This window comes from Yersinia sp. 2541 StPb PI (genome assembly GCF_052217145.1).
Classification (GTDB): Bacteria; Pseudomonadota; Gammaproteobacteria; order Enterobacterales; family Enterobacteriaceae; genus Yersinia; species Yersinia enterocolitica_E.
The window spans coordinates 2,568,975-2,595,430 of record NZ_JAZGQB010000001.1 but is presented as its reverse complement, the minus strand read 5'-3'; the positions used below and the strand labels follow the sequence as shown (position 1 = coordinate 2,595,430).

Here is a 26,456-nt window from a genome sequence, read left to right as displayed (position 1 = left end):
CTAGCGTTACTCAATTAATCCATGTGGAACAACCAAATTACCCCGGAAAACCTGCGGATTTACATGTTTACCCGCGCGGGCATCAATTAAGTCGACCACCTTTCTCGCCAATGTTTCTAATGAATACTCGATTGCTGGCACTGCTGGGATACCGGGTAATTGCACTGAACCATCCAGGCTGAAAACCATCACTTTATCAGGAACGGTATGCTTGAAGACATGCAATAGCGAGATGGCCTTTTGCGCTTCGATTTCATCCATTACCAACAGCGCATTAAATTGTGCACCGTTATTCAATAGTGTCTGCAACGCCTCTGAAGAGGAGTGAACGTTACCCATCACTAAACTGCGGTTATAGGGAATCAGGTAATTCTCCAACGCCCGTTGATAACCCAGTAGCGTCTGTTCCGCCACCGTGCCAGAGGCATGATTTAACAGCGCAATATGTCGGCGGCCCTGACTGACCAAATAGTGACAGGCAGTTTCTGCTGCGAATGAGTGGTCGAATAAAATACTGTTGGGGGTAGAGGACTCAAGACAATCAATCATGATGATATTTTCATCATGAGATGGCAGCGCAAAGCGTGCGCCGATGATGATAATGGCATCACACAAACCATTGGCGAGCTCAGCGACAGCATTTGCTACCCCGATGCTATTGTCGGCAAAACGCAGTAATAAATGCTTTTGATGCTGGCTAAACTGTTTTTCCAAGGCAAACAGATAACTGGTTGTTTGCTGAATGTGTTCAGTAGCGCAAATCACACCGACACACCCGGTTGACTGTGCAGTCAGAAACTGGGCGATGACATTCGGTTTATAATTCAGAGTCTCAACGGCCTTCATCACCGCCAGACGGCTCTCTTCCTTGACGCCGCGTGTACCGCTTAACACCCGGGACACTGTAGCTTTAGATACGTTGGCTAACCGCGATACATCATTAATAGTCGACATAACTTCACTCCACTTTATCTGATCAATGGCCAGAGGGCCTGGTCAGTTCCCTATTTCCTTGGTTCCAGTCTTACTGCATCTATTCTATACCGCGATCATCATAACGGAAACCGTTGTTACCAAGGAGTATCCAATAAAACAGCTCCCAGTGCTTAGCTTTTTGTGACGTCTTTCACAACTGCATATCTTTCAGTGGTTAAATATTTGAGCGCGCTCTCATATCTATTCTGTTTGCATGGAAACCGGTTTCCATTTTGTTTCCAATGAGGCTCAATATGACAAATTACTCTGAGGCGATACGTAATGAAAAAGATAATGTTGTGCTGCTCCGCCGGGATGTCTACTAGCATGTTAGTGAAAAAAATGTTGGCTGAGGCAGCAACGCGCGGACTTGAGGTTCAGATTGATGCTTTCGGTGCCAGTGAATTCAATGAACAGTTCAGCCGCTATCAGGTTGTGCTATTGGGACCACAGGTGAAATATATGCAACGTGATTTGGCGGCAATCGCTGAGCCTTTAGGGATCCCGGTGATGACTATCGACATGATGGATTACGGTATGCAACGCGGTGATAAGGTGCTCGACTTCGCCTTATCTCTTATTAATGCAGTGAAATAAAAGGTATCTGCCATGAGTTCTCTTTACCAAGCAATGGTTGGAATGATAGAGCAAACCATTACGCCACTGGCTGGGCGGCTGGGGCAACAAAAGTACATAATCGCCATTCGTGACGGGTTTACCTCGGCACTGCCGTTTATGATTATTGGTTCATTTATGCTGGTGTTCATTTTTCCGCCATTTTCTGCGGACACCACATGGGGTTTTGCCCGTGGTTGGTTAAACTTCTCAAGTACCTATCGCGAGCAATTGATGCTGCCTTTCAATCTCAGCATGGGGGTGATGACCTTCTTTATCTCGGTGGGGATTGGTGCCAGCCTTGGGCGGCAATATAAGTTGGACCCAATCATGACCGGTCTGCTGGCATTGATGTCCTTTTTGCTGGTAGCAGCACCTTATGCTGATGGGCACATTTCAACCCAATATTTCTCAGGACAAGGGATTTTCACCGCCATCGTGACCGCGGTGTATTCCACGGAGTTGTATGCATTCCTCAAACGCCACAATATTACTATCCGCCTGCCGAAAGAAGTGCCGACCGGGGTTGCACGATCTTTTGAAATTCTGATCCCCGTAGTGGCAGTGGTCGCGACATTGCATCCACTGAATTTATTTATCGAATCCTCCACAGGAATGATTATTCCAGAAGCGATTATGCACCTGTTGGCACCTTTAGTTTCTGCCTCAGATTCGCTACCTGCCATTTTGTTGTCGGTTCTGTTATGCCAAATTTTGTGGTTTGCCGGTATCCATGGCGCATTGATTGTGACCGGTATCATGAACCCGTTCTGGATGACCAATTTGGCGCTAAATCAAGCGGCTTTAGCTGCCGGAGCGCCGTTACCTCATATCTATTTGCAAGGTTTCTGGGATCACTACCTATTGATCGGTGGTGTGGGTTCGACTTTACCGCTGGCCTTCCTGCTATTACGCAGCAAAGCCATTCATCTGCGTACTATTGGCAAAATGGGGATAGTCCCAAGCTTCTTTAATATTAATGAACCGATTCTGTTTGGTGCCCCCATCATCATGAACCCGGTGTTCTTCCTGCCTTTTATCTTCGTTCCGATGATCAACGCTACATTGGCCTATATCGCGACCAAATTGGGGTGGATAGCGCAAGTTGTGTCATTAACCCCGTGGACGACGCCTGCGCCAATTGGTGCTTCCTGGGCTGCCAATTGGGCGTTTAGTCCAGTAGTTATGTGTATGTTATGTATGGTATTTTCGGCGGTGATGTACTACCCATTCCTCAAAGCTTATGAGCGCAGCCTGCTGAAAGCCGACCAGGAAAAAGAGCAACAACTGAGTTTTGCTGAGTCAGCTGAAACCCGCTAAGTCGTGATTAGATTAATCTTTATGGAGAGTATGATGAAGTATCAATTTCCACATGATTTTTGGTGGGGCAGTGCCAGTTCAGCCCCGCAAACCGAAGGTGAAAGCTTGAGTGGTGGTAAAAGTGCCACTGTCTGGGACACTTGGTTTGACAAGCAACTGGGGCGTTTTCATCAGCAGATTGGGCCGCAACAGACATCAACGTTTTATCAACATTGGCAGCAAGATATTGCTTTATTGAAACAGTTAAATCACAACAGTTTCCGTACCTCCATCTCATGGGCGCGACTGATCCCCAACGGACGAGGTGAAGTGAATCCGCAGGCAGTGGATTTTTACAATGGTGTCATTGACGAACTGCTGGCACAGGGGATAACCCCATTTATCAATCTGTTTCATTTTGATATGCCAACAGTCATGCAGGAGTTGGGGGGGTGGGAAAGCCGCTATGTAGTGGACGCCTATGCTGAATATGCCGATACCTGTTTTCGTTTATTTGGTGACCGGGTACAACATTGGTTTACCTTCAACGAACCAATCGTGCCAGTCGAAGGTGGCTATCTCTACGATTTCCATTATCCGAATGTAGTGGATTTCAAACGGGCGGCCACGGTGGCTTATCACACCGTGCTGGCTCATGCTTTGGCGGTGAAAAAATATCGCCAACGTGAGTTAGGTGGTGAGATTGGCATTATTTTAAATCTCACGCCGTCGTATCCGCGTTCTGAAAATCCTGCGGATGTAAAAGCGGCTAATATCGCCGACTTACTTTTTAATCGCAGTTTCCTCGATCCAGTATTACGCGGCGAGTATCCGACTGAGCTGACGGCATTACTGAAAGATTATGATCAGCTGCCTGCCTGCCAACCTGGAGACAGTGAATTAATTGTTGAGGGTAAAGTAGATTTACTCGGTATCAATTATTATCAGCCACGTAGAATTAAATGCCGCGATAGCCGGGTTAATCCAGAAGCCCCCTTCATGCCAGAATGGCTGTTCGATTATTATCAGATGCCAGGCTGCAAAATGAACCCGCACCGGGGTTGGGAAATTTATGAACCCGGTATTTACGATATCCTAACCAACTTACGAAAAAACTACGGCAATCCGCGCTGTTTTATTTCAGAAAATGGTATGGGTGTCGAAAATGAACAGCGATTCAGCCGCAACGGTCAGATAGATGATAGTTATCGTATTGAGTTTGTTTCCGAGCATTTAAAATGGGTTCACCGTGCTTTGGCGCAAGGGAGCCATTGCCTTGGTTATCATATGTGGACGTTTATTGATAACTGGTCATGGTGTAATGCCTATAAGAATCGTTATGGCTTTGTTCAGTTAGATTTGAAAACGCAGCAACGTATCGTGAAAAAAAGTGGCGAATGGTTTGCGGCAACGGCAAATAATCAAGGTTTTGATGAGGTAGAGCGAAATGATTGATTTGGAAGAGGCCGTAATGGAGATTATCGTCAATGCCGGTCAGGCCAGAAGTCTTTGTTTTGAGGCATTGCGAGCCGCCCGTGAAGGTGATTTTGTTCAAGCGCATGCACTGTTATCAGAATCGGATGGCTTTACCAAGGCCGCACATCGGATGCAAACCAAGCTTATCGAACAAGATGCCGGGGAAGCCAAAACACCGATGACACTGATTATGGTCCATGCTCAAGATCATTTAATGACATCGTTATTAGCCCGTGAATTAACCAATGAATTAGTATTATTATATCAGCGAGGATAAATCGCCTTGGGTAAATGAAATTCATTGTGTAAGTCAAAGAGATATTTAAATTAACTATTGCACTGAGGTCAAATATGAATATTTAACCATGGCTGGTTATTTGCCAAAAAGATACTTCTGGGTATAAAAATAAATAAATCATTAACTCTTTAAAAATGGGTGAGCTGAGTATCGCCTTTATTTTGAGAGCCTAATACTTTACTTCACATTATCCTAAATAGAGATGGTTATTATGAATAAGTTTATACTGGTTGGACTTACCAGTCTTTTATCATTGCCTGTATTCGCTGAAGTGTCCTGGGAGACCCCACAAGGGAATCTGAAATTATACGGTGATGTTGAGATTAATATGGATGCTGCCAGTAAAAGTGGGCAGCTCACTTCTCTACGCACCAGTGCAAATAAAGACTGGAAAGCGGGGAGTAGAGAGCAATGGGATATTAATGGCAGAATACTGATCGGTCTGGATGGTTATCGGCGTATGAATAATGGCAATTTCGCAGGTTTCACTGTACAGCCACTGGCTGATATTGGTGGTCATATGAACCTCGATGATGCAGCCTTCTTCTTTGGTCATGAGAAAGATTGGAAGGTGAAAGTCGGTCGCTTTGAAGCCTATGATATGTTCCCACTGAATCAGGATACGTTTGTCCAACACTCAGGTAATACTGCGAATGATCTTTACAGTGATGGCTATGGTTACATCTATATGATGAAAGAAGGCCGTGGGCGCAGCAACAATGGGGGTAACTTCCTGGTCAGTAAAACTCTGGGTAACTGGTATTTTGAAGTTAACACCATTCTAAAAGACGGAACCACGTTATTTGCCAATAATACTTATCATGGTAATACGCTGGAAAATGAAAAAAATGTGGCGTATGTTCGTCCGGTGATTTCGTGGAAACAAGATAGCCTTTCTGCGGCTATAGCAATGGAAAGTAACGTTATCAGTAATGCCTATGGTTATCGTGATGATCAGGGCCAGTTTCAGGACCAATCGAAACGTAATGGCTATGGGGCAACATTCACTTGGAATAATCAGGATAAAGATCCTGACAATGGTATTGTCGCTAATCTGAGCTCAGCTTATATGGATGCAACCAATGAGAAGAACTTCAGTGCCGGGGCTAATATCTTATGGCGAAACTTTGAAATTGGTTATATTTACGCGCACAATGATATCGAATATTTCAACAGTGCAAATGCAGGGATAGTTACCTCGGGGATATTAACCTCGCCTGATAAATATGATGTTCACACGATCCACACCTCCTATAAAATTGCCAATATCATGGATATGAATAACTTTAATTTATATCTTGGTGCTTACTGGTCTAAATTGGAAGTGTCACCTGACAATAAAGTGGTTAATGCTGAAAACGATGACCGCTACGGTGTACGTGCCAGATTTAAATATTTCTTCTAATAGATTACTGGCGACCACATGAATTAAATTAGTTATTTAATATTTTACTCAGATTAAATTTCACTTAAATAAATGCCTGTCTGCGGAATTAGGTTATGCACGCCTGTGGTATTTCCGCAGCAGGCCAGGTTGTTTTCTACTCTTGTCCCCCTCAGAACCAGCGAATAAAAAACCTTCTATTTGAATTATTTTTGCACTTTCCTAAGAAGAAATTGCGTAGTGCGCCGCATTTTTAAACAAAAATTCAAGAAACTAAATATTTTTTGATGCGGATCAAGACACATTTCCTTTGTTTAGTGTTAATGTTAATAAATCTCATTATCAACTTCATGTGCGTTACTCATATTATGCGAACTTGGCACAAACTCTTTCTGCTTTGCTGCTGTTGGTGGCTATCAGCCTCATTAGCCTGGGCTGCGACGGATTACCCGCAGTTGGTTAATGATATCCAATCCCGTCTCGATAAAACGTCTCAGTTGTACCAACAACAGAACAATGATGAAGCCCGTACTACGGTGCAGATGGCGTACTTTGAAGTTTTCGAAAACCTCGAAGGCCCGATTCGTATCAATATCTCTGCCCAGAAGAGTTATCAGATGGAAGCCGCTTTTGGTGAAATCCGGCGCATGATTGGGGAGGGCAAGCCGCAAGCAGAAGTTGATAATAAAATTAATTGGCTTAAAAGTGAACTCACTGCGGTACTGCCTATACTGACCGATGGGCATAAACTTAATGCAGAACAGCAACATGCAGCTTATGAAAACAGTGAAATTGCACTGTACTGGCAGCAGAGTTTCAAGATCATTGATGACTTACTGGCACAAGCCATAAGCGAATATCAAGAAGGGAAGTTCGCCGCGGCCAGCGAAAGCGTGCAACAGGCTCATTATCAGGGTTTTAAAAACTCTGAAATGGAAATGTCAGTGCGGGGCAATCGTTCCGCACAAGCAGCAGCGGCAATTAACCAACAATTTACCGCATTAATCGATCTCACTCGCGAGCCAGACCAAATAACGGAAGTTGCCTATCGTGTCACCGGTTTACTACAAACTATCGAAGACACCCTTCCAGGCTTACCCACAACGCGTGAACAGCAACCCGTCACCGCAGATCAAGCCAACGTTGGGCAATCTTCGGCATCGGCTGCTAGTTCTGACGGACAAGCTAATGCCGATTGGGCGGCTGCTTCCAGTAAGATAAATCAGGCCATCAGCGATGCTATTAGTCAGTACCAAAAGGGGCTGACTACACCGGCAATGATGGCTGTGCAGGATACCTACTTTGATTTGTTCGAAGCCAGTGGCATGGAGAATAAAGTTGGTTCGCGTGATGCTGCATTTAAATCGACGTTAGAGGGGCATTTCACTCGTTTAGTCAGCCTGATGAAAGCCGGTCAGCCAGTCGAACAGTTACAAGCCGAAGCCGTTGCGTTGCAAAAGGATTTGGCCAGTGCTGTAGAGATGCTCGGTGGGGGGGATGAAACCAACTGGAGTCTGTTCATCTACAGCCTGCTGATTATTGTGCGTGAAGGGCTGGAAGCTTTACTGATTGTTGCCGCGATAGTGGCTTATCTGGTGAAAAACAACCATCAGGATAAATTACCGCTCATTCGTCAATCCGTTGTAGTGGCCTTAATCGCCAGCGTGCTAACCGCTTTCGTCTTCCAGTGGTTATTTGCTAATTCAGGGCAAAGTCGTGAGTTATTAGAAGGTTTCACCATGATGATTGCCGTGGTGATGCTGTTCTCAATGAGTTACTGGTTATTGTCGAAGACTGAAGCACGGCAATGGAAAGCTTATCTCGAAGGGAAATTTTCTAAATCACTCAGTAGTGGATCGATGGTCGGGTTATGGCTGACAAGCTTCCTGGCGGTGTATCGCGAAGGTGCTGAAACTGTACTGTTCTATCTGGCCCTGATGGGCGATGCCAGTACCACTAGCGGCCACTTGTCGATTCTGGCAGGTTTTGGCGTTGGCTGTGTATTCTTGCTGGCAGCTTATCTGGTCATGCGCTTTACCGTAGTCAAATTGCCACTCAAACCCTTCTTTATGTTTACCGGTGGCTTTATGTACCTAATGGCGTTTGTATTTGCCGGTAAGAGTGTTCTTGAACTAATTGAAGGTAAATTGTTTGAGCCGACATTGCTACCGGGCGTACCTGAAATCAGTTGGTTGGGGATCTATCCATATCTGGAAACATTGATTCCTCAAGGGATATTACTGATTGCTGCGCTGGTTGCTCTTTGGGTAATGCAACGGCGTGGTCGTACTGTCTCAGCGTAATGGTCCGGCATGATGCCGGTGTGAATAACGACAATGTAATTATCATTTGATACCAGAGGGTGTGCTACATGACCATGAAGAAAACGATTATTGCCAGCAGCATTATCGCCAGCATTTTTGCAGCGCCTGCTGCTTTCGCCTTTAAAGAGTATCCGGCTGGCGAGCCTATCAAGATCAACGATATGGAAATTGCTGCAGTTTACTTGCAGCCAATCGATATGGAACCGCGTGGCATGGGTTTGCCTGCCGCGAAAGCTGACATTCATCTGGAGGCAGATATCCATGCCACCGAAGGCAATAAGAATGGATTTGGTGCCGGTGAGTGGATGCCGTACCTGACTATCGCTTATACCTTGGTGAATACGGATACTGGTACCAAACAAGAAGGCACATTCATGCCGATGGTTGCCAGTGACGGTCCACACTACGGTGCCAATATTAAAATGATGGGTGTAGGTAACTATAAAGTTACTTACCATATCAGTGAGCCATCTAAAGCCGGATTACATCGCCATACTGATAGCGAAACGGGTGTTGGCCGCTGGTGGAAACCGTTTGATGTGAGCTATGACTTTAAATATACCGGTTTGAATTGATAACAATGGCCGCGATGACTAAAACAGTTATCGCGGCTTTTTCTTAATGCTGGATGGTCAGCGCGTTTTTATCCGCGCGATGTAAAAGCTGATCAGTGATAACTGGCAGGTGTTGTGATTATCTTGCCCAAGGTGTGTGCTAATGAGTTATTTTTTTGTTTCCGTGCTACAAGCCTTTTTACCGGTAGCGTTGTTATTGGGGTTAAGTTGGGCATTCAGGCCAGCTCCTGCATTGAACCGGGTGGTATGGATAACGATACTCATGGCTATCTTGGGTATTTGGGCCGGTACCCATTACCCAAAATCGCAGCAATTGCAGTTAGTTCTGGCGGGGGGGCAACTTCTCGCACTGCTGTTATTCTTGTTAAGTCAATTTACGCTCCGCCGATCGTTAGGTTATGTCTGGCAAGCCCTGTTGGTATTGGGCGCGGCATTCAATTGGGGTAATAACCCGAATCTCGGTGCCTTTACCAATACCCATGTCATCAACACCGATTTACTGCTTAATTTGGCGGCTATTGTCGTGGCATTTGGCTGGGTGATTTTCAGTGCCGTATTATTGCTGATGATGGTCAGGCAATTGCCTCGTTGTCGTTGGCCACTATTGATACTGATAACGGTATTACTGATTTTGCCACTCAGTGGCGACGGCATTCTGTTATTAATGAAGTTACAGGTTGTGCCACTGACCAAATCACTACTCAGTTATGTCGCTTTAGTTACCAATGGGCATGCCTGGTTGAGTTACATTTGTGCGCTGCTTCTGGCATTTACGACGCTGTGTTACTTGATACCGTTACGGAATTCCCGCCGGATCGTCGGTGAAAATTCAGACCCGATTGCTCACCGTAAAGCATTAGCTGATTACCGTAATGTACGCCGAATCTTTGTTTTTTCCTTGCTGGCATGGGTAATAGCCGCAGGTGCTCAACTCTACTGGGATAAAGTCGCTTCTCAACCGCCCCAGTTGTCCGAGGCTTTACCCGTGACACTCTCGGCTGATGGTTTAGTCCGTATTCCAGTAGAGCAGGTACGTGATGGTAAGTTGCATCGTTTTGTTTGGGTCGCCGATGATGGTAAAGCAGTACGTTTCTTTATTATTAACCGTTATCCCGATCGTCTGCGCCTGAGTGTGGTTTTCGATGCCTGCTTGTTGTGTGGTGATCAAGGGTATGTCATGGAAGGCAATCAGGTCATTTGCGTTGCCTGCGCCGTGCATATTTTCATTCCGTCGATCGGTAAAGCAGGGGGCTGTAACCCGATACCGTTGGAGGGGTGGAAAAGTGACGATAAAGAGTTAGTCATTCCCAAAGCCTCTTTGGAGGCGGGTGTCAATTACTTCACCACGGTAGTAACGCTTGATGTAATTGATCCGGTTGATAAAACTCGCCTCACCAATCAAAAGGCCGAATATAAGTACAGTTATGGCGAGAAGACCTATTTCTTCTCATCTGAGGCGAATTACAACCGTTTCCGTGAACACCCGGAGCAGTTTGTGACGCCGGTTGCCAGTAGTGAAGACAGTGACACGCAGGAGAATCCATAATTATGTTATGGCGCATGCTCAAGCAGTCTTGGTTCAGGAATGTCCGGCGTAAATCCCTGGCGGTATTTACGGTCTTCCTTGCTGCCGGACTCATCTCGTCATTGTTGGCGGTATCGATAGATATTGGCGATAAAATGTCACGTGAGTTGAAGTCTTATGGTGCCAATATTTTGATTGAACCTGCTGGGCAGGTGGCACTGCCGTCATTATTCGGCGAGCAGAGTAACCCACTTACCGGGCAGGATTTCCTCGATCAAGCTGAGTTACCCAATATCAAAGATATTTTTTGGCGTAACAATATTGTCGGTTTTGCGCCATTACTGAGCGGCGAAACTGATGTTAAGGGGCAAATTATTCCGCTGCTGGGGACCTATTTTAACCAGGCGGTTGATGTACCCGATGAAGAGGACTATCACACTGGTCAGCAAATTATCAGCCCGTATTGGCAGGTTAGTGGTAACTGGCCGCAGGAGCCAGTTAAAGCCGATGCGACAACGGCTGAGGCATTGTTAGGTAAACAACTGGCACAGCAAACTGGTTGGAAAGTCGGTGATGAGTTGCACCTCAACGGTGCCTCTGGCCCACTAACGGTGAAGATAAGTGGGGTGCTGAGTAGTGGTGGTGAAGAAGAGAGCCGCCTGGTATTACCCCTAAGCGCAGTGCAATCACTCCTCGGCTTGCCAGGAAAAATCCAGGCAGTGCGGGTTTCAGCATTGACTGTGCCAGAAAATGAGTTGTCGCGTAAAGCGCGCGAAAACCTTGAAGCCCTTAATGCCGAAGAATATGACCTGTGGTATTGCACTGCTTATGTTTCTTCAATTGCACACCAATTGGAAGAGGCTATTTCTGGCTCCGTAGTGCGGCCAATTTGGCAAGTTGCTGCATCTGAAGGGGTGGTGATTGAAAAGATACAACTGCTGTTGGCGGTGGTTACGCTGGCGGCGTTGATTGCTGCGGCAATGGGGATTGCATCGCTGATGACCAGCACGATTATGGAACGCGCGAAAGAGATTGGTTTGATGAAAGCATTGGGGGCGCGTCAGTGGCAAATTTTGATGCTGTTTTATCTTGAAGCAGCAATCAGTGGCTTGATTGGTGGTCTGGCAGGCTGTTTGGCTGGCTGGGGCTTGGCAAAAACCATTGGCCTGATGTTGTTTGGCGCTCCACTCAGTTTTGCCTGGATGGTGGTGCCCTGTGTGCTGGTGATATCCGTGTTGATTGCCATCATAGGTACCTGGTTCCCTGCCCGGCGTATTGCCAGTCTCTATCCGGTGGAGGTGCTTTATGGCCGTTAATCATCGGGCAATTCAGCATAAAGGCAGTAATAGTATGTTCTGGCGATTAGTATTACGTGCACTGCGCCTGCGGATGCAACGGGTCAGTGTGGTATTTGCCGCACTCACTGTTGGTGCAGCGATTGTCACCGCAATGTCAGCAGTTTATTTCGATATTAATGCCAAAATGAGTCAGGAGTTACGAACCTTTGGTGCCAATTTCTATATCGGCCCAGGGCATGGTAACTCTTTTGAACAACAGCGATTTCAGCCAATTATAGATGCGGCACCCAAAGGGCTTATCAATGCTTCCAGCCCCTATATTTATGGTATGGCCCGCACCGAATTGGAAAAAGTGGTGCTGATGGGGGTATGGTTTGAATCCCTACAACAGCTCGTTCCCTACTGGCAAGTCACCGGCAACTGGATCGGCGTCAGTTTTGATGATCGCAATGCCATGATTGGTGTCAAACTTGCCGAACGCTTGCACGTCAAAGTAGGCGATACCATTACATTGGTGAATGGAGCGACTCGCCAGCGTCTTCAGGTCAAAGGTATTGTTGAAGCGGGTGACGCCACGGATAACATGTTAATCGTCAATCTTGAACTGGCACAAAAATGGCTCAATCAACCGGGGCATATCAGCAATGCGCTCCTAAGTGTCAGTAATGATGTGGGGCAGGTTGAAACATTTGCCAGCCGCCTGCGTGAGCAATATCCCGATCTTGAAATTCGGCCAATCCGTAAGGTTTCGGCTTCTGAAGGACAAGTGCTTGATAAAATAAAAGGGCTGATGGGGCTGGTCTCGGTGGTGATCCTCATTTTGTCATCACTGTGCGTTAACACCACCTTAATGGCGATAGTGGGTGAGCGTTCAAAAGAGTTCGCCTTGCAAAAAGCATTGGGTGCCAGTGGTGCCGATATTATTCGTCAGATGCTGACTGAAACACTGATTATATCGCTGGCTGCCGCAGTCTGTGGTGCTTTGCTTGGGTATGTGTTGGCGCAAGTATTGGGCCAGACGGTGTTCAGTGCGGCAATCGCTTTGCGAGCACCAGTACTGCCATTGACCCTGATATTGTCATTGTTAGTCGCCGCCGTGGCGGCCATTGTTCCCACCCGTCGGGCTATTCATATCGAACCCGCTAAAGTCCTGAAAGGAGAGTAGCAAATGACATCGCCATTAACACGGGTGAAACCTGAATACACCGCGGATGCCGTCATTGAAACCCGACATTTATATAAGCGTTTTGGTCAAGTTACAGCGCTGGAAGACATTAATATTCGCATTAATCGTGGTGAGTTTGTCGCGATTATGGGGGCGTCCGGCTCAGGTAAAACAACATTAATGAATATCCTGACCTGTCTGGATACCGTTAGCGAAGGGCAGGTGTTACTTGACGGTATTGATGCCGCAGGCTTAGACGAAGAAGGCCGCAGGCAGTTTCGGGCTGACAAGATAGGGCTGGTTTTTCAACAATTTCACCTGATTCCTTACCTGACGGCGTTAGAGAACATTATGTTAGCGCAGCATTATCACAGTGTGGTTGATGAAGACGCCGCGCGGCAGGTTTTAGAACAGGTCGGGATGACACCACGTATGGGGCATCTGCCTAGCCAACTCTCTGGTGGTGAGCAACAGCGAGTGTGTATTGCACGTGCGCTTGTTAATCAGCCCCCTATCATTTTTGCTGATGAACCGACCGGCAACCTTGATGAAGAGAATGAACAGCGGGTGCTGGATCTGCTAAACCATATTCATCGTCAGGGTAGAACCATTGTCATGGTTACCCACAATCCAGATTTAGGGTGTGTTGCTGATCGGATAATCCGGCTCCAGCACGGTAAATATCTTAATGAAGAGAGCCGTCATCATGTGGCGTAATCGGTTAAAAGTTATCGGCATGTGTGGTGTGTTATTGCTACTTAGCGCGTGCAAACAAGAAGAGTTGGTGGTGGGTGAAGCGGCCCCGCAATTGGCAGCTTATGACCTAAAAGGCAAGCCGGTGGCACTTGATCAATGGAAAGGTAAGCAGGTGTACCTCAATTTCTGGTCAGCTAGCTGTGGCGGTTGTCTGGCTGAAATGGCGGCACTGGATAAACTGAGTCAGGAATATCGGGATGATATCGTGGTTGTGGCGATTAACACCGATCCTGAACAGGTGGATATCAATCCGGTGTTGGCACAGCGGAATATTAGTTATCCGGTTATTCGTGATCAATTAGGTATCACACAAGAACGCTACCAGGTTATTGGCACCCCGACTTCTTTTCTGATTGACCGCAGTGGTAAAGTGACGCAATTGCATCAGGGCGCGCGTAATGAGCAGGCGCTGGTTACGTTGTTCCAACAATGGGCGGCGGGTGCATAATGAAAGCAGTGCTGTTGTTAAGCGTGGGTGTCCTGTTGCTCAGTGTCACGGCTCAGGCGGCCACTGACGGTGAGCATATTTATAAACAAACCTGTTCAAGTTGCCATGGGCGTTCGGCTGATCGCAAAGGCTTGGATAAGGCACCGCCACTGATATCGTTATCGCGTGATGAAATTGTTGATGGTCTAACTGCTCGCCGCGATGGCAAGATTGTTGGCCGGGGTAATAAGGCCAAAGCACATCTGACGGATGACGATATTCAAAAACTGGCCGACCATATCGAAAACTTAAAAACGATTAAACACACAATGCCTTGATGTAATATTATCTTTTATTTCAATTTGTTGACTGATTTAAATAAACCAAATCTCGTGCCGAATTTGTTTGTTCCGACGGCTTCATTTGATAATGTTAATGTTGTATTATATGTTGCATATTAAATACATCTTTAAGTTATCTGAGGAATATCAGTATGGGAAATGCATCAGCACTGCTGTGTTATAAAGAGTTACCTGTCTGGAATAGTACCGCTGTACCGGCGATGTTCCGGGAAAAACACAATACCAAGGCAGGTACTTGGGCCAAACTGACCATTCTAAACGGGGAGATGGATTTTCTGATCCTCGATGAAGCGGGGAATACTTTGGCGAGGCATAGCTTCTCTTGTGAGCAGCAGCCACCCTTTATAGAACCCCAAGTCTGGCACCGTATTGCCGCATGTTCAGATGACCTGCAATGCCAACTCAGTTTCTATTGCACGGCAGAAGATTTTTATCATAAAAAATACAATTTAACCCCGACGCACTCTGAAGTCATTGAAGCCGTGAAAATGGTTAAACCGGGTAAAGCATTAGATTTAGGTTGTGGTTCTGGTCGTAATTCTTTGTATTTGAATTTATTAGATTTTGATGTCACGGCGGTAGACAAAAATAGCGATAGTATCCATAATTTACAGCAGATTATAGTACAGGAAAATCTGCAAAATATTACCGCCAGCACTTACAATATTAATGAAGCCAGTGTGGACAACCGCTATGATTTTATTTTATCGACTGTGGTCCTGATGTTCCTACAACCGGAAAGAATTCCCTCTATTATTAATAATATGCAGGAGTGTACCTTGTCCGGTGGTTATAATTTGATTATCTCTGCCATGTCTACGGATGACTTCCCTTGTACTGTGCCGTTCTCCTTTACATTAAAGTCGGGTGAGTTAAGCCATTACTATAAAGATTGGGATATTATTAAGTACAACGAAGATGTTGGGCAATTACATAAGACCGACGCCGAAGGTAATCGGATAAAACTGCGCTTTGCGACACTATTGGCGAAAAAACGGTAATTGCACCGTAGGTACCTAACCTGCGACTTAGTTGGGTTTAATACAGCATATTAAATCGCGGGTAATTTAACCGCCGCGGGGGGTAAGTTGGGTTCTTTACGCAAACAACTGACAATATAATCAATAAATACGCGCAGCTTGGGGGGTAAATAGCGGGTTGGCGGGTAGAGTAACCATAAGCCACCGCTGTACGAACTGATAAAGCGCCATTCTGGTAATACCGGTACTATCAGTCCCTGTTGCAATGCTGTTCTGGCCGTAAAATAAGGTAGGCTGCCGATACCTATATGCTGCAAGACAGCATCTAGCCTGACACCGGTATGGTTAGCTGCGTAGCGGCCCCGTACCGCGACAGTTACCGCTTTGCTACCTTGACGGAATTTCCAGCGGGCGTCTCCCGGCGTCTCTCCGAGATAAATACAGCTATGGTGCGCTAAATCATGAGGATGCAGGGGAACCTCATGGGCGGCGAGATATTCGGGTGTGGCGCACAACAAATGTTCGATAGTCATCAATTGCCGGCCAATCATTCCAGCAGGGGGTTGGTCAGTAATACGAATTGCCAAATCGATATTTTCATCAATTAAATCAACGTAGCGGTCATCTAAGATCAGTTGTACATCTATTTTACTGTGGCGGCGCAAGAATTCAGGGATATGCGGGTGAACGACAAAACGGCCAACCGCTTTTGGTACACTGATACGAATAAGCCCTTCCGGTTCCAGATTGTACTGGCCACTGACTTCCATCACTGAATTGGCTGCACTAAGCATCGCATGACAGCGTTTAAAAACCTCTTCGCCACTTTCGCTCAATCGCAATTTACGCGTAGTTCGTTGCAATAAGCGCGTAGCCAGCGCTTTTTCGAGTCGGCTGACGCTACGGCTGATTGCTGAAGGTGAAACGCCTAACTGGCGTGCAACTGCCGAGAAACTGCCGGTTTCTACCACTTTAACGAAAATAGCCATTTCGCTTAGCAAAGTCAGAGGCGTATTTATGCTCACAGCGCAACAGTCCTTTGAGGTTATGACGGATTATCACGATAGACTGACATTAATATAATCATAATGGAAATGATAAAAGGATAATGATTGTGACTACTCGTCTATTTTTTGATAACGATACGCTGGCTACGGATGTAAATGTCCTGAGTTGTACTCCTGATGGTGAGCGATTTGCTTTAATATTGCAGGCTACTATTTTCCATCCACAAGGCGGTGGGCAACCTTGCGATACCGGTATGATTGGCGGCAGCCCGGTATTACATGTGGTGCAGCAGCAACATCAATTAGTTCATTATGTGGCGCTGCCCGTTGCATTAGGGATACAACCTGCGTGTATCGACAGTGACCGGCGTTTTCTGAATGCACGCATGCATTCCGCTGGGCATATCATTGGCAATATTGGCGAAAGTTATGGCTGGTTGCCAATAAAGGCACATCACTGGCCGGGTGAGGGCCGAGTCTCATTTAAACGAACTGAAAATCCGCATCCAATTGATATTAATACTGTTCAGATAGCTTTAGAGCAGTTTATTCATCAGGATTTAGCCCGACAGACGTTGATCCAGGGTGATTTTCGCGAAATCGGATTTGGTGAATTGCCCGCGTATGCCTGTGGCGGAACACATGTTAGTTCGCTGCGCGATGTGGGAAAGGTTGTTGTTCAGTCCATTTCGGAGAAAAAAGGAGTGATGTCGGTGAATTACACGATTGATTAGTCGGTAATAAATTGTCCTGACTCTGCACCTGCAACTTCAATGACTTTAGGTATATTATTCAGATCACAGATAAAAATAAGCCTTGAAGGAAAGTTTGGTGAATAAAGAAAAGATTGCGCATTTAGACGCGGTAAGCCGCAAAGCCCGTACGGTAATGGAGCGAGAAGGGCTTGATGCTCTGGTGGTCACCGTCTGTGATAATTTCTACTATCTCACTGGGTTCGCCAGCTTCTTTATGTATACCTTCCGCCACACTGGTGCGGCGGTGGCGATTATGTTCCGTGATGGAGCAATTCCTTCGCAAATCATCATGAATGAGTTTGAGGCAGCCAGTGCCCACTTTGATATGCCGAATATGGTGCTAAAAACCTTTCCGGTGTGGGTCGATGTCGACTCTCCACGCAATCCCCTTAATCATCAGACCAAGCGTGAGCGGCCGATTGGCCCGCCAGTTGAAGCTGTTTTTAGTTTAGTCAAAGCAGCGCTTGAGGACGCCGGGGTGCTGGGTAAGACCATTGCCATTGAATTACATGCCATGTCTAACGGGGGAAAAGGTGTTCTGGACAAAGTAGCGCCAGGGCTGAAATTGGTTGATTCAACGCCGTTATTTAATGAAATCAGGATGATCAAAAGCCCGTGGGAGATTGAACATCTGCGCAAAAGTGCTGAGATAACCGAGTTTGGTATTGCCCGTGCAGCGAAAGAAATTCGCGTCGGTTGTACTGCGGCACAATTGACGGCGGCATACAAAGCCGCAGTAATGACGTTCCCGGAAACGAACTTCTCCCGTTTCAATCTTATTTCGGTTGGCGATAACTTCTCGCCTAAAATGCTGGCGGATGACACCCCAGCTAAGCCGGGAGACTTAATTAAGTTTGACTGCGGTGTGGATGTTGCAGGTTATGGTGCCGATCTGGCGCGAACTTTTGTTCTGGGGGAGCCGGACCCACTAGCAAAGCAGATATATGACACCATTAGAATCGGTCATGAACATATGCTCTCAAGGGTGGCACCGGGGGTTAAATTAAAAGATGTTTTTGATTCCACCATGGACGTCATTAAAAAATCGGGCTTGCCACATTATAATCGTGGTCATCTAGGGCACGGTGATGGTGTATTTTTGGGATTAGAAGAAGCACCTTTCATCAGTACATTAGCGACTGAAACGTTCCAGCCTGGGATGGTGTTAAGCCTTGAAACACCCTATTACGGTATTGGGATCGGTTCGATTATGTTAGAGGATATGATTCTCATTACTGATAATGGTTATGAGTTTTTAACTAAACTCGATCGCGGCTTACAACGTTGTGACTAATCTGCGCTGAACATCTCACTTTATGTGAATTAAATTCATCTTGGAAAATAGACTCTAGCTATTTTAGCTGAGCCTATTTTTCTTAGGTCAAAATCGTATATGACAAACATTCAAATAGTTATAAAATTATTCATATAAAATAATGAGTTAAATTGTAGAAGTGTTTTAATAGTTTGGTTACGGGCATTTTGGCAGTAAGACCTGATTTTCAATCAGTTCATTCTTAATGATAACGGTAGTGATAATCTACTATTGCTAATAATAGCGGACTTATTTTCTAGTTATAAGATAAATAATATTTTAGATATTAAAATTAAAAGTAGTAAAAAAAAACAGGCTAAAACAGCCCGAAAATCAAATCGTGCTACCCTTTTGCAGCCGACTGTATCGCAGGATTCCCTTAGTGAAAATATTTCGTCGCTAAATTTTGCCTTTTTAAAGAGTTTTCTTCTAAGATTAATCTTAATTTCATTAAAACTAACCGCTATAACACATTTTCACCTCTATTAATCGCTGGAATAACAATATTCTATAATAATTCGACAACAGTATTTTCTTTCAACTATCCTATGTAACATGCTGTAATACATTCTAAGGACTTCATTTCATCATAATTCCATAATGAAAAATGGATGTTCGTGAAGTAGCTTTCCTTGATCATCAAACAAGTTGCTGGCTTAAGGGTTATATAATGTATAACGCATTTACAACACTACTGCGCCCGTTGCACCGGCACAGAATAACTTTATTAGCGCTATTAATTTCCGGCCTTTCAGTTAATCCAGTTTTGGCAGATACACAGTATGATTCGTTAATCATCCAAGCCAGATCAGGAGATACCGCGCCGGTCCTTGACTACTTACAAAAAGAATCCAAATCTGGCCCTCTCAATAGTGGGCAGGTAGACGACTGGCTACAAATAGCCGGTTGGGCAGGGCGTGATCAAGAGGTCATTGACGTTTACGAAAGATACCACTCTTCAATGAATCTCTCTTCGCGGGGCTTAGCGTCAGCAGCGCGTGCATATCGCAATGAAAAACGTTGGGATCAGGCGTTGGCATTGTGGCAAAGCAGTTTAAAGAAAGACCCAACCAACCCAGATCTTATCACTGGCATGATAATGACTCAGGCGGATTCCGGGCGCGGTGGTGAAGCTTTACAGCAAGCGAAAGACCTGGCTGCGCGTGACCCTTCTGCAAAAAACTATATGACCCTCTCTTATCTTAATCGGGCAACCAACCGCAATTACGATGCTTTACAGGCCTCGAGTGAGGCGGTACGACTGGCACCGGAATCTGAGGAAGTATTAAAAAATCACCTCGAGATTCTGCAAAGAAACCGTATTGCCGATCCTGCGTTGCAGCTTGCCAAAGAGAATCCAAAATTAGTGACCGCAGAGCAATATCGGCAACTTGAGCGAGATGCTGCAGCGGAACAAGTCCGTATGGCGGTACTACCAACACGCAGCGAGACGGAGCGATTTTATATTGCTGATCAAGCGTTGGCTGATTATCAGGATTTGTTAGCCCGTTGGAGCAAAGATCCCGAAGCGCAGGCCGATTATCAACGTGCTCGTATCGATAGATTAGGCGCGTTATTGGTTCGCCGTAATACCGAACAACTCATTAAAGAATATGAAGGCATGGAAGCCGAAGGCTACAAGATGCCGGATTATGCACGTCGCTGGGCGGCATCTGCTTATATCGATCGCCGGATGCCAGAAAAAGCAGCGCCCATCTTGACCAGTTTGTATTACGCCGATGGCAAAACATTCCGTAATAGCGATGATTTACTTGATGCAGATGATCTCTATTATTCGTTGAATGAAAGTGAACAATTGGATAAAGCACATCAATTCGCTAAAAACTATAGCGAGCAAACGCCGTATCAGGTTGGCGTTTATGGTCTGCCAGGTAAAGAGCCGAATGATGACTGGATGGAAGGGCAGACTCTGCTGGTTCAATCCCTGGTAGCACTCAATGATCTGCCTGCGGCGCAGAAAAAACTGGAAACGCTATCCAGTACTGCTCCTGCTAACCAGAATTTACGTATTGCTCTGGCCGGTATCTATTTGGCAAAAGATTTACCACGTAAATCTGAACAAGAATTGAAAGCAGTAGAGTCATTGGCGCCACGCAGTCTTATTCTGGAACGTGCACAAGCTGAAACTGCGATGGATTTGCAGGAATGGCATCAGATGGAGTTACTCACTGATGATGTGATTACCCGTTCTCCTGAAGATGTTCCCTCTCAGGAGCTCGATCGTCAGCGCAAAGTGCATAACATGTATGAATTGCGTGTAACCGGGAATCGAACTATTTCTTCCAACAGCCCAATCAGTGGTAACAAGGATTTTGGCGTTGAAACCTTGCTGTATAGCCCCCCGATAGCTGAAAACTGGCGGGTATTCGGTGGTGGCAGCTACGACAATGCGCAATTTGAAGAAGGAAAAGGCATTAATCGTGCGACACGGCTAGGGGGCGAGTGGACATCCCGTGACCATTGGGTTGAGGCTGAAGTGAATAATCAGAATTACGGTTTTGGTAACAAAACCGGTGCTCGGTTATCGACTTGGTACGATTTTAATGATCACTGGCGCGTTGGCGGGCAGGTTGAGAGACTGGCCAAAGATACCCCATTGCGGGCATTAAAAAATAATATATCCGCTAACAGTGCGTCAGCATATGTGTTCTGGAAAGCAGATGATCGGCGTGATGCTGAAATTAGCGTGACACCGTCACGTTTCTCTGACGGCAACAACCGTTGGGAATACGAGTTCAACGGACGCCAGCGTGTCTGGACGGGCCCTTACCTGACGGCAGATCTTAGCTTAGGGTTAGCGTCGAGCCATAACACCAAAGAGGATGTGATTTACTATAACCCGAAAAGTGATTTCACTTACGTCCCTGCCATTACCCTAAACCACATTATGTATCGCCACTATAAAACCGTCTGGAGCCAACAAATTCAGCTCGGTGTTGGCGGTTATTGGGAGAAAAACTTCGGTAATGGTCTGGTAACCACGGCAGGTTATGGGCAACGCATTCAATGGAATGATGTCGTGGATACTGGGATAGCAGTGACCTACGATAAGCGCCCCTATGATGGTGTCCGTGAGCACGATCTCTCGCTCGCTTTCGATTTGAATTACCGTTTCTAAGGGATCAGCGCCATGGCGAAGATACTATTTTTTATACGAATACTTGTAGTAGGAATGATAACGGTGCTGGCCTCGGTGTGTTATGCAGAGAAACCGGTATTCGTTCCACCCGCTGAGCGGGCATTGCCGCTAAGTGAAAGGCCGTGGCAAAAAAATACCTTTGTGGTTATTGCTTATCACGACGTTGAAGATGAATCCGCAGACCAACGCTATCTGTCAGTAAGAAGCAGCGCATTAAGTGAACAATTGGCCTGGCTAAAGGATAATCGTTACAACGTGGTGTCTGTTGATCAGATTTTAGCGGCCCGTAATGGTGGCGCACCGCTGCCTAATAAAGCCATTTTACTGACCTTTGACGATGGGTACAGTAGTTTTTATAACCGTGTTTACCCATTGTTAGAAGCCAATAATTTGAGTGCAGTACTGGCTCCAGTGGGGACTTGGATCGATACGCCACCGAATAAGAAGGTGGATTTCGGTGGTTTAAGTACTGATCGCGATCGTTTTCTTACCTGGAAACAGATCAGCGAAATGGCTAAATCAAAACTGATTGAAATCGGTGCACATACTTACGCTTCCCATTACGGCGTGATAGCAAACCCGCAGGGGAATACCGAACCGGCAGCAGCCAACTTGATTTATGACCCTAAAACGAAAAAATATGAAACTGAAGCGGCTTTCAAGCAGCGGATGGAAAAAGACGTTACCTTGATAACTCAGCGTCTTATTCAGGCAACGGGCAAGCAACCGAGAGTCTGGGTTTGGCCATACGGTGCAGCCAATGGAACCGTGTTAAATATCTTACGCCAACACGGTTACCAGATGGCTATGACACTGGAGCCCGGTATTGGTAACGTCAATGATCTGATGAATATACCGCGTATCTTGATCAGTAATAATCCGTCATTGAAAGACTTTGCCCAGTTGGTTACCTCTGTGCAGGAAAAAGACATCATGCGGGTGGCGCATGTTGACTTGGATTATCTCTACGATCCAGACCCGGTACAGGAAAAGGAAAATCTCGACAAACTGGTACAACGGATTTCTGATTTACGCGTCACCACGGTGTTCCTGCAAGCATTTTCTGATCCGAAAGGGGATGGCAATATTCGTCAGGTATACTTCCCTAACCGTTGGATACCAATGCGCCAGGACTTGTTTAACCGCGTTGCCTGGCAACTAGCATCACGCCCTGATGTGGATGTTTATGCCTGGATGCCGGTGTTGGCATTTGAGATGGACCCGTCGTTACCACGGATTAAGCGTATTGACCCAAAAACAGGGAAAACCAGTATCGATCCGGATCAATATCGTCGCCTATCGCCATTTAACCCGGAAGTCAGACAGCGCATCATCGATATTTATCGCGATATGGCCTATAGCGCACCGATTGACGGGATTCTCTATCATGACGACGCGGTAATGTCTGATTTTGAAGATGCATCGCCGGATGCTATCCGTGCATATGAGAAAGCCGGTTTCCCAGGTTCGATTGCTACCATACGCCAAGACCCGGAAACCATGGCCCGCTGGACGCGATATAAGAGTAAATATCTGGTTGATTTTACTAATGAGTTAACACGTCAGGTGCGTGATATCCGTGGTCCACAAGTAAAATCTGCCCGTAATATATTTGCTATGCCGATCTTAGAACCGGAAAGTGAAGCATGGTTTGCGCAGAATCTTGATGATTTCCTGGCTAACTATGATTGGGTTGCCCCGATGGCAATGCCGCTAATGGAGAAGGTGCCGTTATCAGAGTCTAATGAGTGGCTATCGCAATTAGTTAATAAAGTTGCAGAGCGCCCTGGGGCCCTGAATAAAACCGTATTTGAACTGCAATCGAAGGACTGGACCAAGCCTGAGGGCAGCAATGCCATCAGCGGCCCGATACTGGCGGGATGGATGCGCCAGTTGCAGTTAAATGGCGCGCAAAATTTTGGTTACTATCCGGATAACTTTATCACTGGCGAACCACCGCTAAAAGATGTCCGCCCTGTGCTATCTTCTGCCTGGTACCCTTTATATGATCGATAGAATTATTGCGTTACTCATCCTATGCCTAGTACTGAGTATACCTGCGGGTATGATCCTGCTCTTTACTGGTGATGTGTTGCTGAATTTTGTTTTCTTCTATCCGCTCTTTATGTCCGGTATTTGGATAACCGGTGGTGTCTATTTTTGGCTACGCCGAGAAAGACACTGGCCGTGGGGCGATGATGTGCCCGCACCGGAGCTAAAAGGTAATCCGTTAGTGTCTATTTTAATCCCTTGTTTTAATGAGGGAGAGAATGCGCGGGAAACCATTCACGCGGCATTGGCACAGACTTACACCAATATTGAAGTGATCGCCATTAACGATGGCTCCAGTGATGATACTGCACAAGTGCTGGATGGCCTGTTGGCTGAAGACTCGCGGTTGCGTGTTATTCATCTGGCTCATAATCAGGGTAAAGCTATTGCTCTGCGTATGGGAGCAGCAGCGGCACGTAGTGAATATCTGGTATGTATTGATGGTGATGCCCTACTGGACAGCAAAGCGGTGCCTTATTTGGTCGCGCCGCTGATTGCGAATCCACGCACGGGTGCGGTTACCGGTAACCCGCGAATCCGTACGCGCTCAACGTTGGTTGGCCGTGTGCAGGTTGGTGAGTTCTCTTCTATCATCGGGCTGATTAAACGGACACAACGTGTCTATGGTCAAGTTTTCACCGTCTCTGGTGTGGTTGCTGCGTTCCGTCGCCGAGCACTGGCGGATGTGGGCTACTGGAGCCCGGACATGATCACGGAAGACATCGATATCAGTTGGAAATTACAAATCAGGCACTGGTCAGTATTCTTTGAGCCTCGTGGTTTGTGCTGGATTTTGATGCCGGAAACCTTACGTGGTTTATGGAAGCAACGTTTGCGTTGGGCGCAGGGCGGGGCTGAAGTTTTCCTGAAAAATATGTTTAAGCTGTGGCGCTGGCGTAATCGCCGCATGTGGTTACTGTTTCTTGAATATTCACTGTCGATAACCTGGGCGTTCACTTACCTGTTCAGTATTATCCTGTTCCTACTGGGATTGGTTATTACTTTACCGCCAGGTATCCATGTACAAACAGTCTTCCCACCGGCCTTTACCGGGATGGTACTGGCGTTGACTTGCTTGATGCAGTTTGCGATAAGCTTGGTCATTGAACGGCGCTATGAGCCTAAACTGGGTAGTTCACTGTTTTGGATTATCTGGTATCCCATGGTCTACTGGATGCTGAGCTTGTTCACCACAGTGGTTTCGTTCCCCAAAGTCATGCTCAATACCAAGCGTAAACGTGCGCGTTGGGTTAGCCCTGACCGTGGGATCGGGAGGGTTAAACCATGAGTGCACCTCTTATTCACACTGAACAGCGGCTGATACCGCGCTGGATCGACATTATTATCACGGCATTGGCCTGGATAGGTTTTATCTTTCTGTTCGTGAAAGGTTTTCTCGACATGATTGGTAGAGCGCCGAATATGGGGCCGATTCCGTTCAGAATGTATATTATTAGCGGCCTGACAACCTTGGCATTGTATGCGGCGATTGCGGCATTCAATGCCGTGGTAATCATCGTCTGGGCTAAATACAATCAGGTGCGTTTTCAGGTAGAACGTCGTGGGCATCGACCACATCTGAATGATGATGAGTTGGCTAGCAGTATGGAACTTTCAGCGGAGGTGGTGGCTCAGCTTCAAGCGGGTTCCTGCCTCACGTTATATAATGATGAACATGGGCAATTGCTGGACGTCAAAGAAGGACTACAGCTTCCCACCGTTGCACCGGTAGTTAATCTACGCCGGGGGTGATGGGCCATCATCTCTGAATACCTGATAGTAAGTTATTCTGTACTTATATCGGGTATTCAGACCCTGCTTGCTATTATTTCAGCTATTTCCCGCCAAAAAACGTCACTTTGTTTTGCCATTCTTGCCTTATATATTGCTATGATTTGGCAGGAATTACCGCGCGTGAAATCATTGAGTATCGTAATAATTGATATTCCTCTGCCAGTTGTGTTTAAAAGGAGCATACAGTGAAGCAAAACCATTTTGGGCAAACTATCGGCACTGAATTACCGCATTGGCAATCAGCGCAGCAACCTCAGCGTGAGATTTTACCCGGCCATTTTTGCTATCTCGCGCCAGTGAATGCAGACAAGCATGAAGCGTCGTTATATCAGGCGTATCACATGGCGAAAGAGGCCGATGACTGGACTTATTTTTATTGTGAACGACCTGAAAATGAAGCTGATTTTCATCTCTATCTGCAAACCCTGATCAAGGCACCGGGGGCTGTCCACTATACGGTTATTGATGCACAGACGGGCCTTGCATTGGGGACGGTTGGCTTACAGCGAATTGATGAGAATAATGGTGTTATCGAGATAGGTTCAGTGAATTGGTCGCCACGTTTAAAACGTAACTCGGCAGGGACGGAGGCAATATATTTACTATTACATTATGTCTTCGATAAATTAGGCTATCGGCGCTGTGAGTGGAAATGCGATTCATTGAATGAACCCTCAAACTCTGCTGCGTCTCGTTTTGGTTTTCAGTATGAGGGCCAATTTCGTCAGGCGATTGTGACTAAAGGGCGCAATAGAGACACCAATTGGTATTCCATAACTGATCGTGAATGGCCATTAATTAAGCAGGCATTTAATGATTGGCTGGCTCTGGAGAACTTTGATAGTGAAGGCCGACAAATAGCACGTTTACAGGATTTAAGAATCAGCCGTTAGAGAGGATCTGGTTAATTACAT

The 26,456-nt window shown here is 46.2% G+C and carries 23 protein-coding genes; 21 read left to right on the top strand and 2 right to left on the bottom strand.

Annotated features, from left to right (window positions below; all coding sequences use genetic code 11):
• Nucleotides 1-6 precede the first annotated feature (6 nt).
• Nucleotides 7-954, bottom strand: coding sequence for a LacI family DNA-binding transcriptional regulator (locus V1953_RS11540; protein ID WP_083159081.1), 948 nt, complete (start codon nucleotides 952-954; stop codon nucleotides 7-9).
• Nucleotides 955-1,257: 303 nt separating this feature from the next.
• Between V1953_RS11540 and V1953_RS11535 the strand changes: the two genes are divergently transcribed.
• From V1953_RS11535 to tehB, 14 genes are all read left to right on the top strand, one after another.
• Complete coding sequence (locus V1953_RS11535; RefSeq protein ID WP_042569652.1) at nucleotides 1,258-1,572, top strand: PTS sugar transporter subunit IIB; 315 nt, start codon at nucleotides 1,258-1,260, stop codon at nucleotides 1,570-1,572.
• Nucleotides 1,573-1,584: 12 nt separating this feature from the next.
• Complete coding sequence (locus V1953_RS11530; RefSeq protein WP_442850916.1) at nucleotides 1,585-2,910, top strand: PTS sugar transporter subunit IIC; 1,326 nt, start codon at nucleotides 1,585-1,587, stop codon at nucleotides 2,908-2,910.
• A 33-nt stretch (nucleotides 2,911-2,943) separates the two neighbouring features.
• Nucleotides 2,944-4,344, top strand: coding sequence for a glycoside hydrolase family 1 protein (locus V1953_RS11525; RefSeq protein WP_442851316.1), 1,401 nt, complete (start codon nucleotides 2,944-2,946; stop codon nucleotides 4,342-4,344).
• Nucleotides 4,337-4,642 carry a PTS lactose/cellobiose transporter subunit IIA gene (locus V1953_RS11520; protein WP_083159078.1) on the top strand — a complete coding sequence of 102 codons (306 nt, stop codon included), beginning with the start codon at nucleotides 4,337-4,339 and terminating at the stop codon, nucleotides 4,640-4,642. The genes V1953_RS11525 and V1953_RS11520 overlap by 8 nt, the downstream gene beginning before the upstream one ends.
• Nucleotides 4,643-4,865: 223 nt before the next feature.
• The gene (locus tag V1953_RS11515) at nucleotides 4,866-6,068 is read left to right on the top strand and encodes a carbohydrate porin (protein ID WP_442847885.1); all 1,203 of its coding nucleotides are present in this window, start codon (nucleotides 4,866-4,868) and stop codon (nucleotides 6,066-6,068) included.
• A 347-nt stretch (nucleotides 6,069-6,415) separates the two neighbouring features.
• Nucleotides 6,416-8,350, top strand: a complete 1,935-nt coding sequence (locus tag V1953_RS11510; RefSeq protein WP_442850915.1) for an FTR1 family iron permease — start codon at nucleotides 6,416-6,418, stop codon at nucleotides 8,348-8,350.
• A gap of 68 nt (nucleotides 8,351-8,418) precedes the next feature.
• Nucleotides 8,419-8,946 (top strand): iron transporter, encoded by a 528-nt coding sequence (locus V1953_RS11505; protein ID WP_083159075.1) that lies wholly within the window; start codon nucleotides 8,419-8,421, stop codon nucleotides 8,944-8,946.
• Nucleotides 8,947-9,088: 142 nt separating this feature from the next.
• Entirely contained in the window at nucleotides 9,089-10,492 is a 1,404-nt protein-coding gene (locus V1953_RS11500; protein ID WP_442820946.1) for a Fe-S-containing protein, read from the top strand.
• A 2-nt stretch (nucleotides 10,493-10,494) separates the two neighbouring features.
• Nucleotides 10,495-11,787, top strand: a complete 1,293-nt coding sequence (locus tag V1953_RS11495; protein WP_420073616.1) for an ABC transporter permease — start codon at nucleotides 10,495-10,497, stop codon at nucleotides 11,785-11,787.
• Nucleotides 11,788-11,821: 34 nt separating this feature from the next.
• A complete protein-coding gene (locus V1953_RS11490; protein WP_193784820.1) occupies nucleotides 11,822-12,934 on the top strand; it encodes an ABC transporter permease in 1,113 nt (370 codons plus the stop codon).
• A 3-nt stretch (nucleotides 12,935-12,937) separates the two neighbouring features.
• Complete coding sequence (locus V1953_RS11485; protein ID WP_083159071.1) at nucleotides 12,938-13,651, top strand: ABC transporter ATP-binding protein; 714 nt, start codon at nucleotides 12,938-12,940, stop codon at nucleotides 13,649-13,651.
• Between the two features lie 19 nt (nucleotides 13,652-13,670).
• Entirely contained in the window at nucleotides 13,671-14,138 is a 468-nt protein-coding gene (locus V1953_RS11480; protein WP_193784819.1) for a TlpA family protein disulfide reductase, read from the top strand.
• A complete protein-coding gene (locus tag V1953_RS11475) occupies nucleotides 14,138-14,455 on the top strand; it encodes a c-type cytochrome (RefSeq protein WP_083159069.1) in 318 nt (105 codons plus the stop codon). Before V1953_RS11480 ends, V1953_RS11475 begins: the two co-directional genes overlap by 1 nt.
• A 155-nt stretch (nucleotides 14,456-14,610) precedes the next feature.
• On the top strand, nucleotides 14,611-15,480 hold the full coding sequence (gene tehB / locus V1953_RS11470) for an SAM-dependent methyltransferase TehB (protein WP_083159068.1): 870 nt from the start codon (nucleotides 14,611-14,613) through the stop codon (nucleotides 15,478-15,480).
• A gap of 50 nt (nucleotides 15,481-15,530) precedes the next feature.
• On the opposite strand, the gene V1953_RS11465 is transcribed toward tehB, so the two are convergent.
• The gene (locus V1953_RS11465) at nucleotides 15,531-16,484 is read right to left on the bottom strand and encodes a LysR family transcriptional regulator (protein ID WP_372569100.1); all 954 of its coding nucleotides are present in this window, start codon (nucleotides 16,482-16,484) and stop codon (nucleotides 15,531-15,533) included.
• An 89-nt stretch (nucleotides 16,485-16,573) separates the two neighbouring features.
• On the opposite strand from V1953_RS11465, the gene V1953_RS11460 reads away from it, so the two are divergent.
• The 7 genes from V1953_RS11460 (at nucleotide 16,574) to V1953_RS11430 (ending at nucleotide 26,435) form a co-directional block, all read left to right on the top strand.
• Nucleotides 16,574-17,200, top strand: a complete 627-nt coding sequence (locus V1953_RS11460; RefSeq protein ID WP_083163690.1) for a hypothetical protein — start codon at nucleotides 16,574-16,576, stop codon at nucleotides 17,198-17,200.
• Nucleotides 17,201-17,297: 97 nt separating this feature from the next.
• Entirely contained in the window at nucleotides 17,298-18,515 is a 1,218-nt protein-coding gene (locus V1953_RS11455) for a M24 family metallopeptidase (RefSeq protein ID WP_442850914.1), read from the top strand.
• A gap of 691 nt (nucleotides 18,516-19,206) precedes the next feature.
• The gene (gene pgaA / locus V1953_RS11450; protein WP_083159065.1) at nucleotides 19,207-21,675 is read left to right on the top strand and encodes a poly-beta-1,6 N-acetyl-D-glucosamine export porin PgaA; all 2,469 of its coding nucleotides are present in this window, start codon (nucleotides 19,207-19,209) and stop codon (nucleotides 21,673-21,675) included.
• A 12-nt stretch (nucleotides 21,676-21,687) separates the two neighbouring features.
• Entirely contained in the window at nucleotides 21,688-23,712 is a 2,025-nt protein-coding gene (gene pgaB / locus V1953_RS11445) for a poly-beta-1,6-N-acetyl-D-glucosamine N-deacetylase PgaB (RefSeq protein ID WP_372569103.1), read from the top strand.
• A complete protein-coding gene (pgaC, locus tag V1953_RS11440; protein ID WP_083159063.1) occupies nucleotides 23,702-25,036 on the top strand; it encodes a poly-beta-1,6-N-acetyl-D-glucosamine synthase in 1,335 nt (444 codons plus the stop codon). Before pgaB ends, pgaC begins: the two co-directional genes overlap by 11 nt.
• A complete protein-coding gene (gene pgaD, locus V1953_RS11435) occupies nucleotides 25,033-25,500 on the top strand; it encodes a poly-beta-1,6-N-acetyl-D-glucosamine biosynthesis protein PgaD (RefSeq protein ID WP_083159062.1) in 468 nt (155 codons plus the stop codon). Before pgaC ends, pgaD begins: the two co-directional genes overlap by 4 nt.
• A gap of 227 nt (nucleotides 25,501-25,727) precedes the next feature.
• The gene (locus V1953_RS11430; RefSeq protein WP_420073787.1) at nucleotides 25,728-26,435 is read left to right on the top strand and encodes a GNAT family N-acetyltransferase; all 708 of its coding nucleotides are present in this window, start codon (nucleotides 25,728-25,730) and stop codon (nucleotides 26,433-26,435) included.
• The last annotated feature ends 21 nt before the right edge of the window (nucleotides 26,436-26,456 follow it).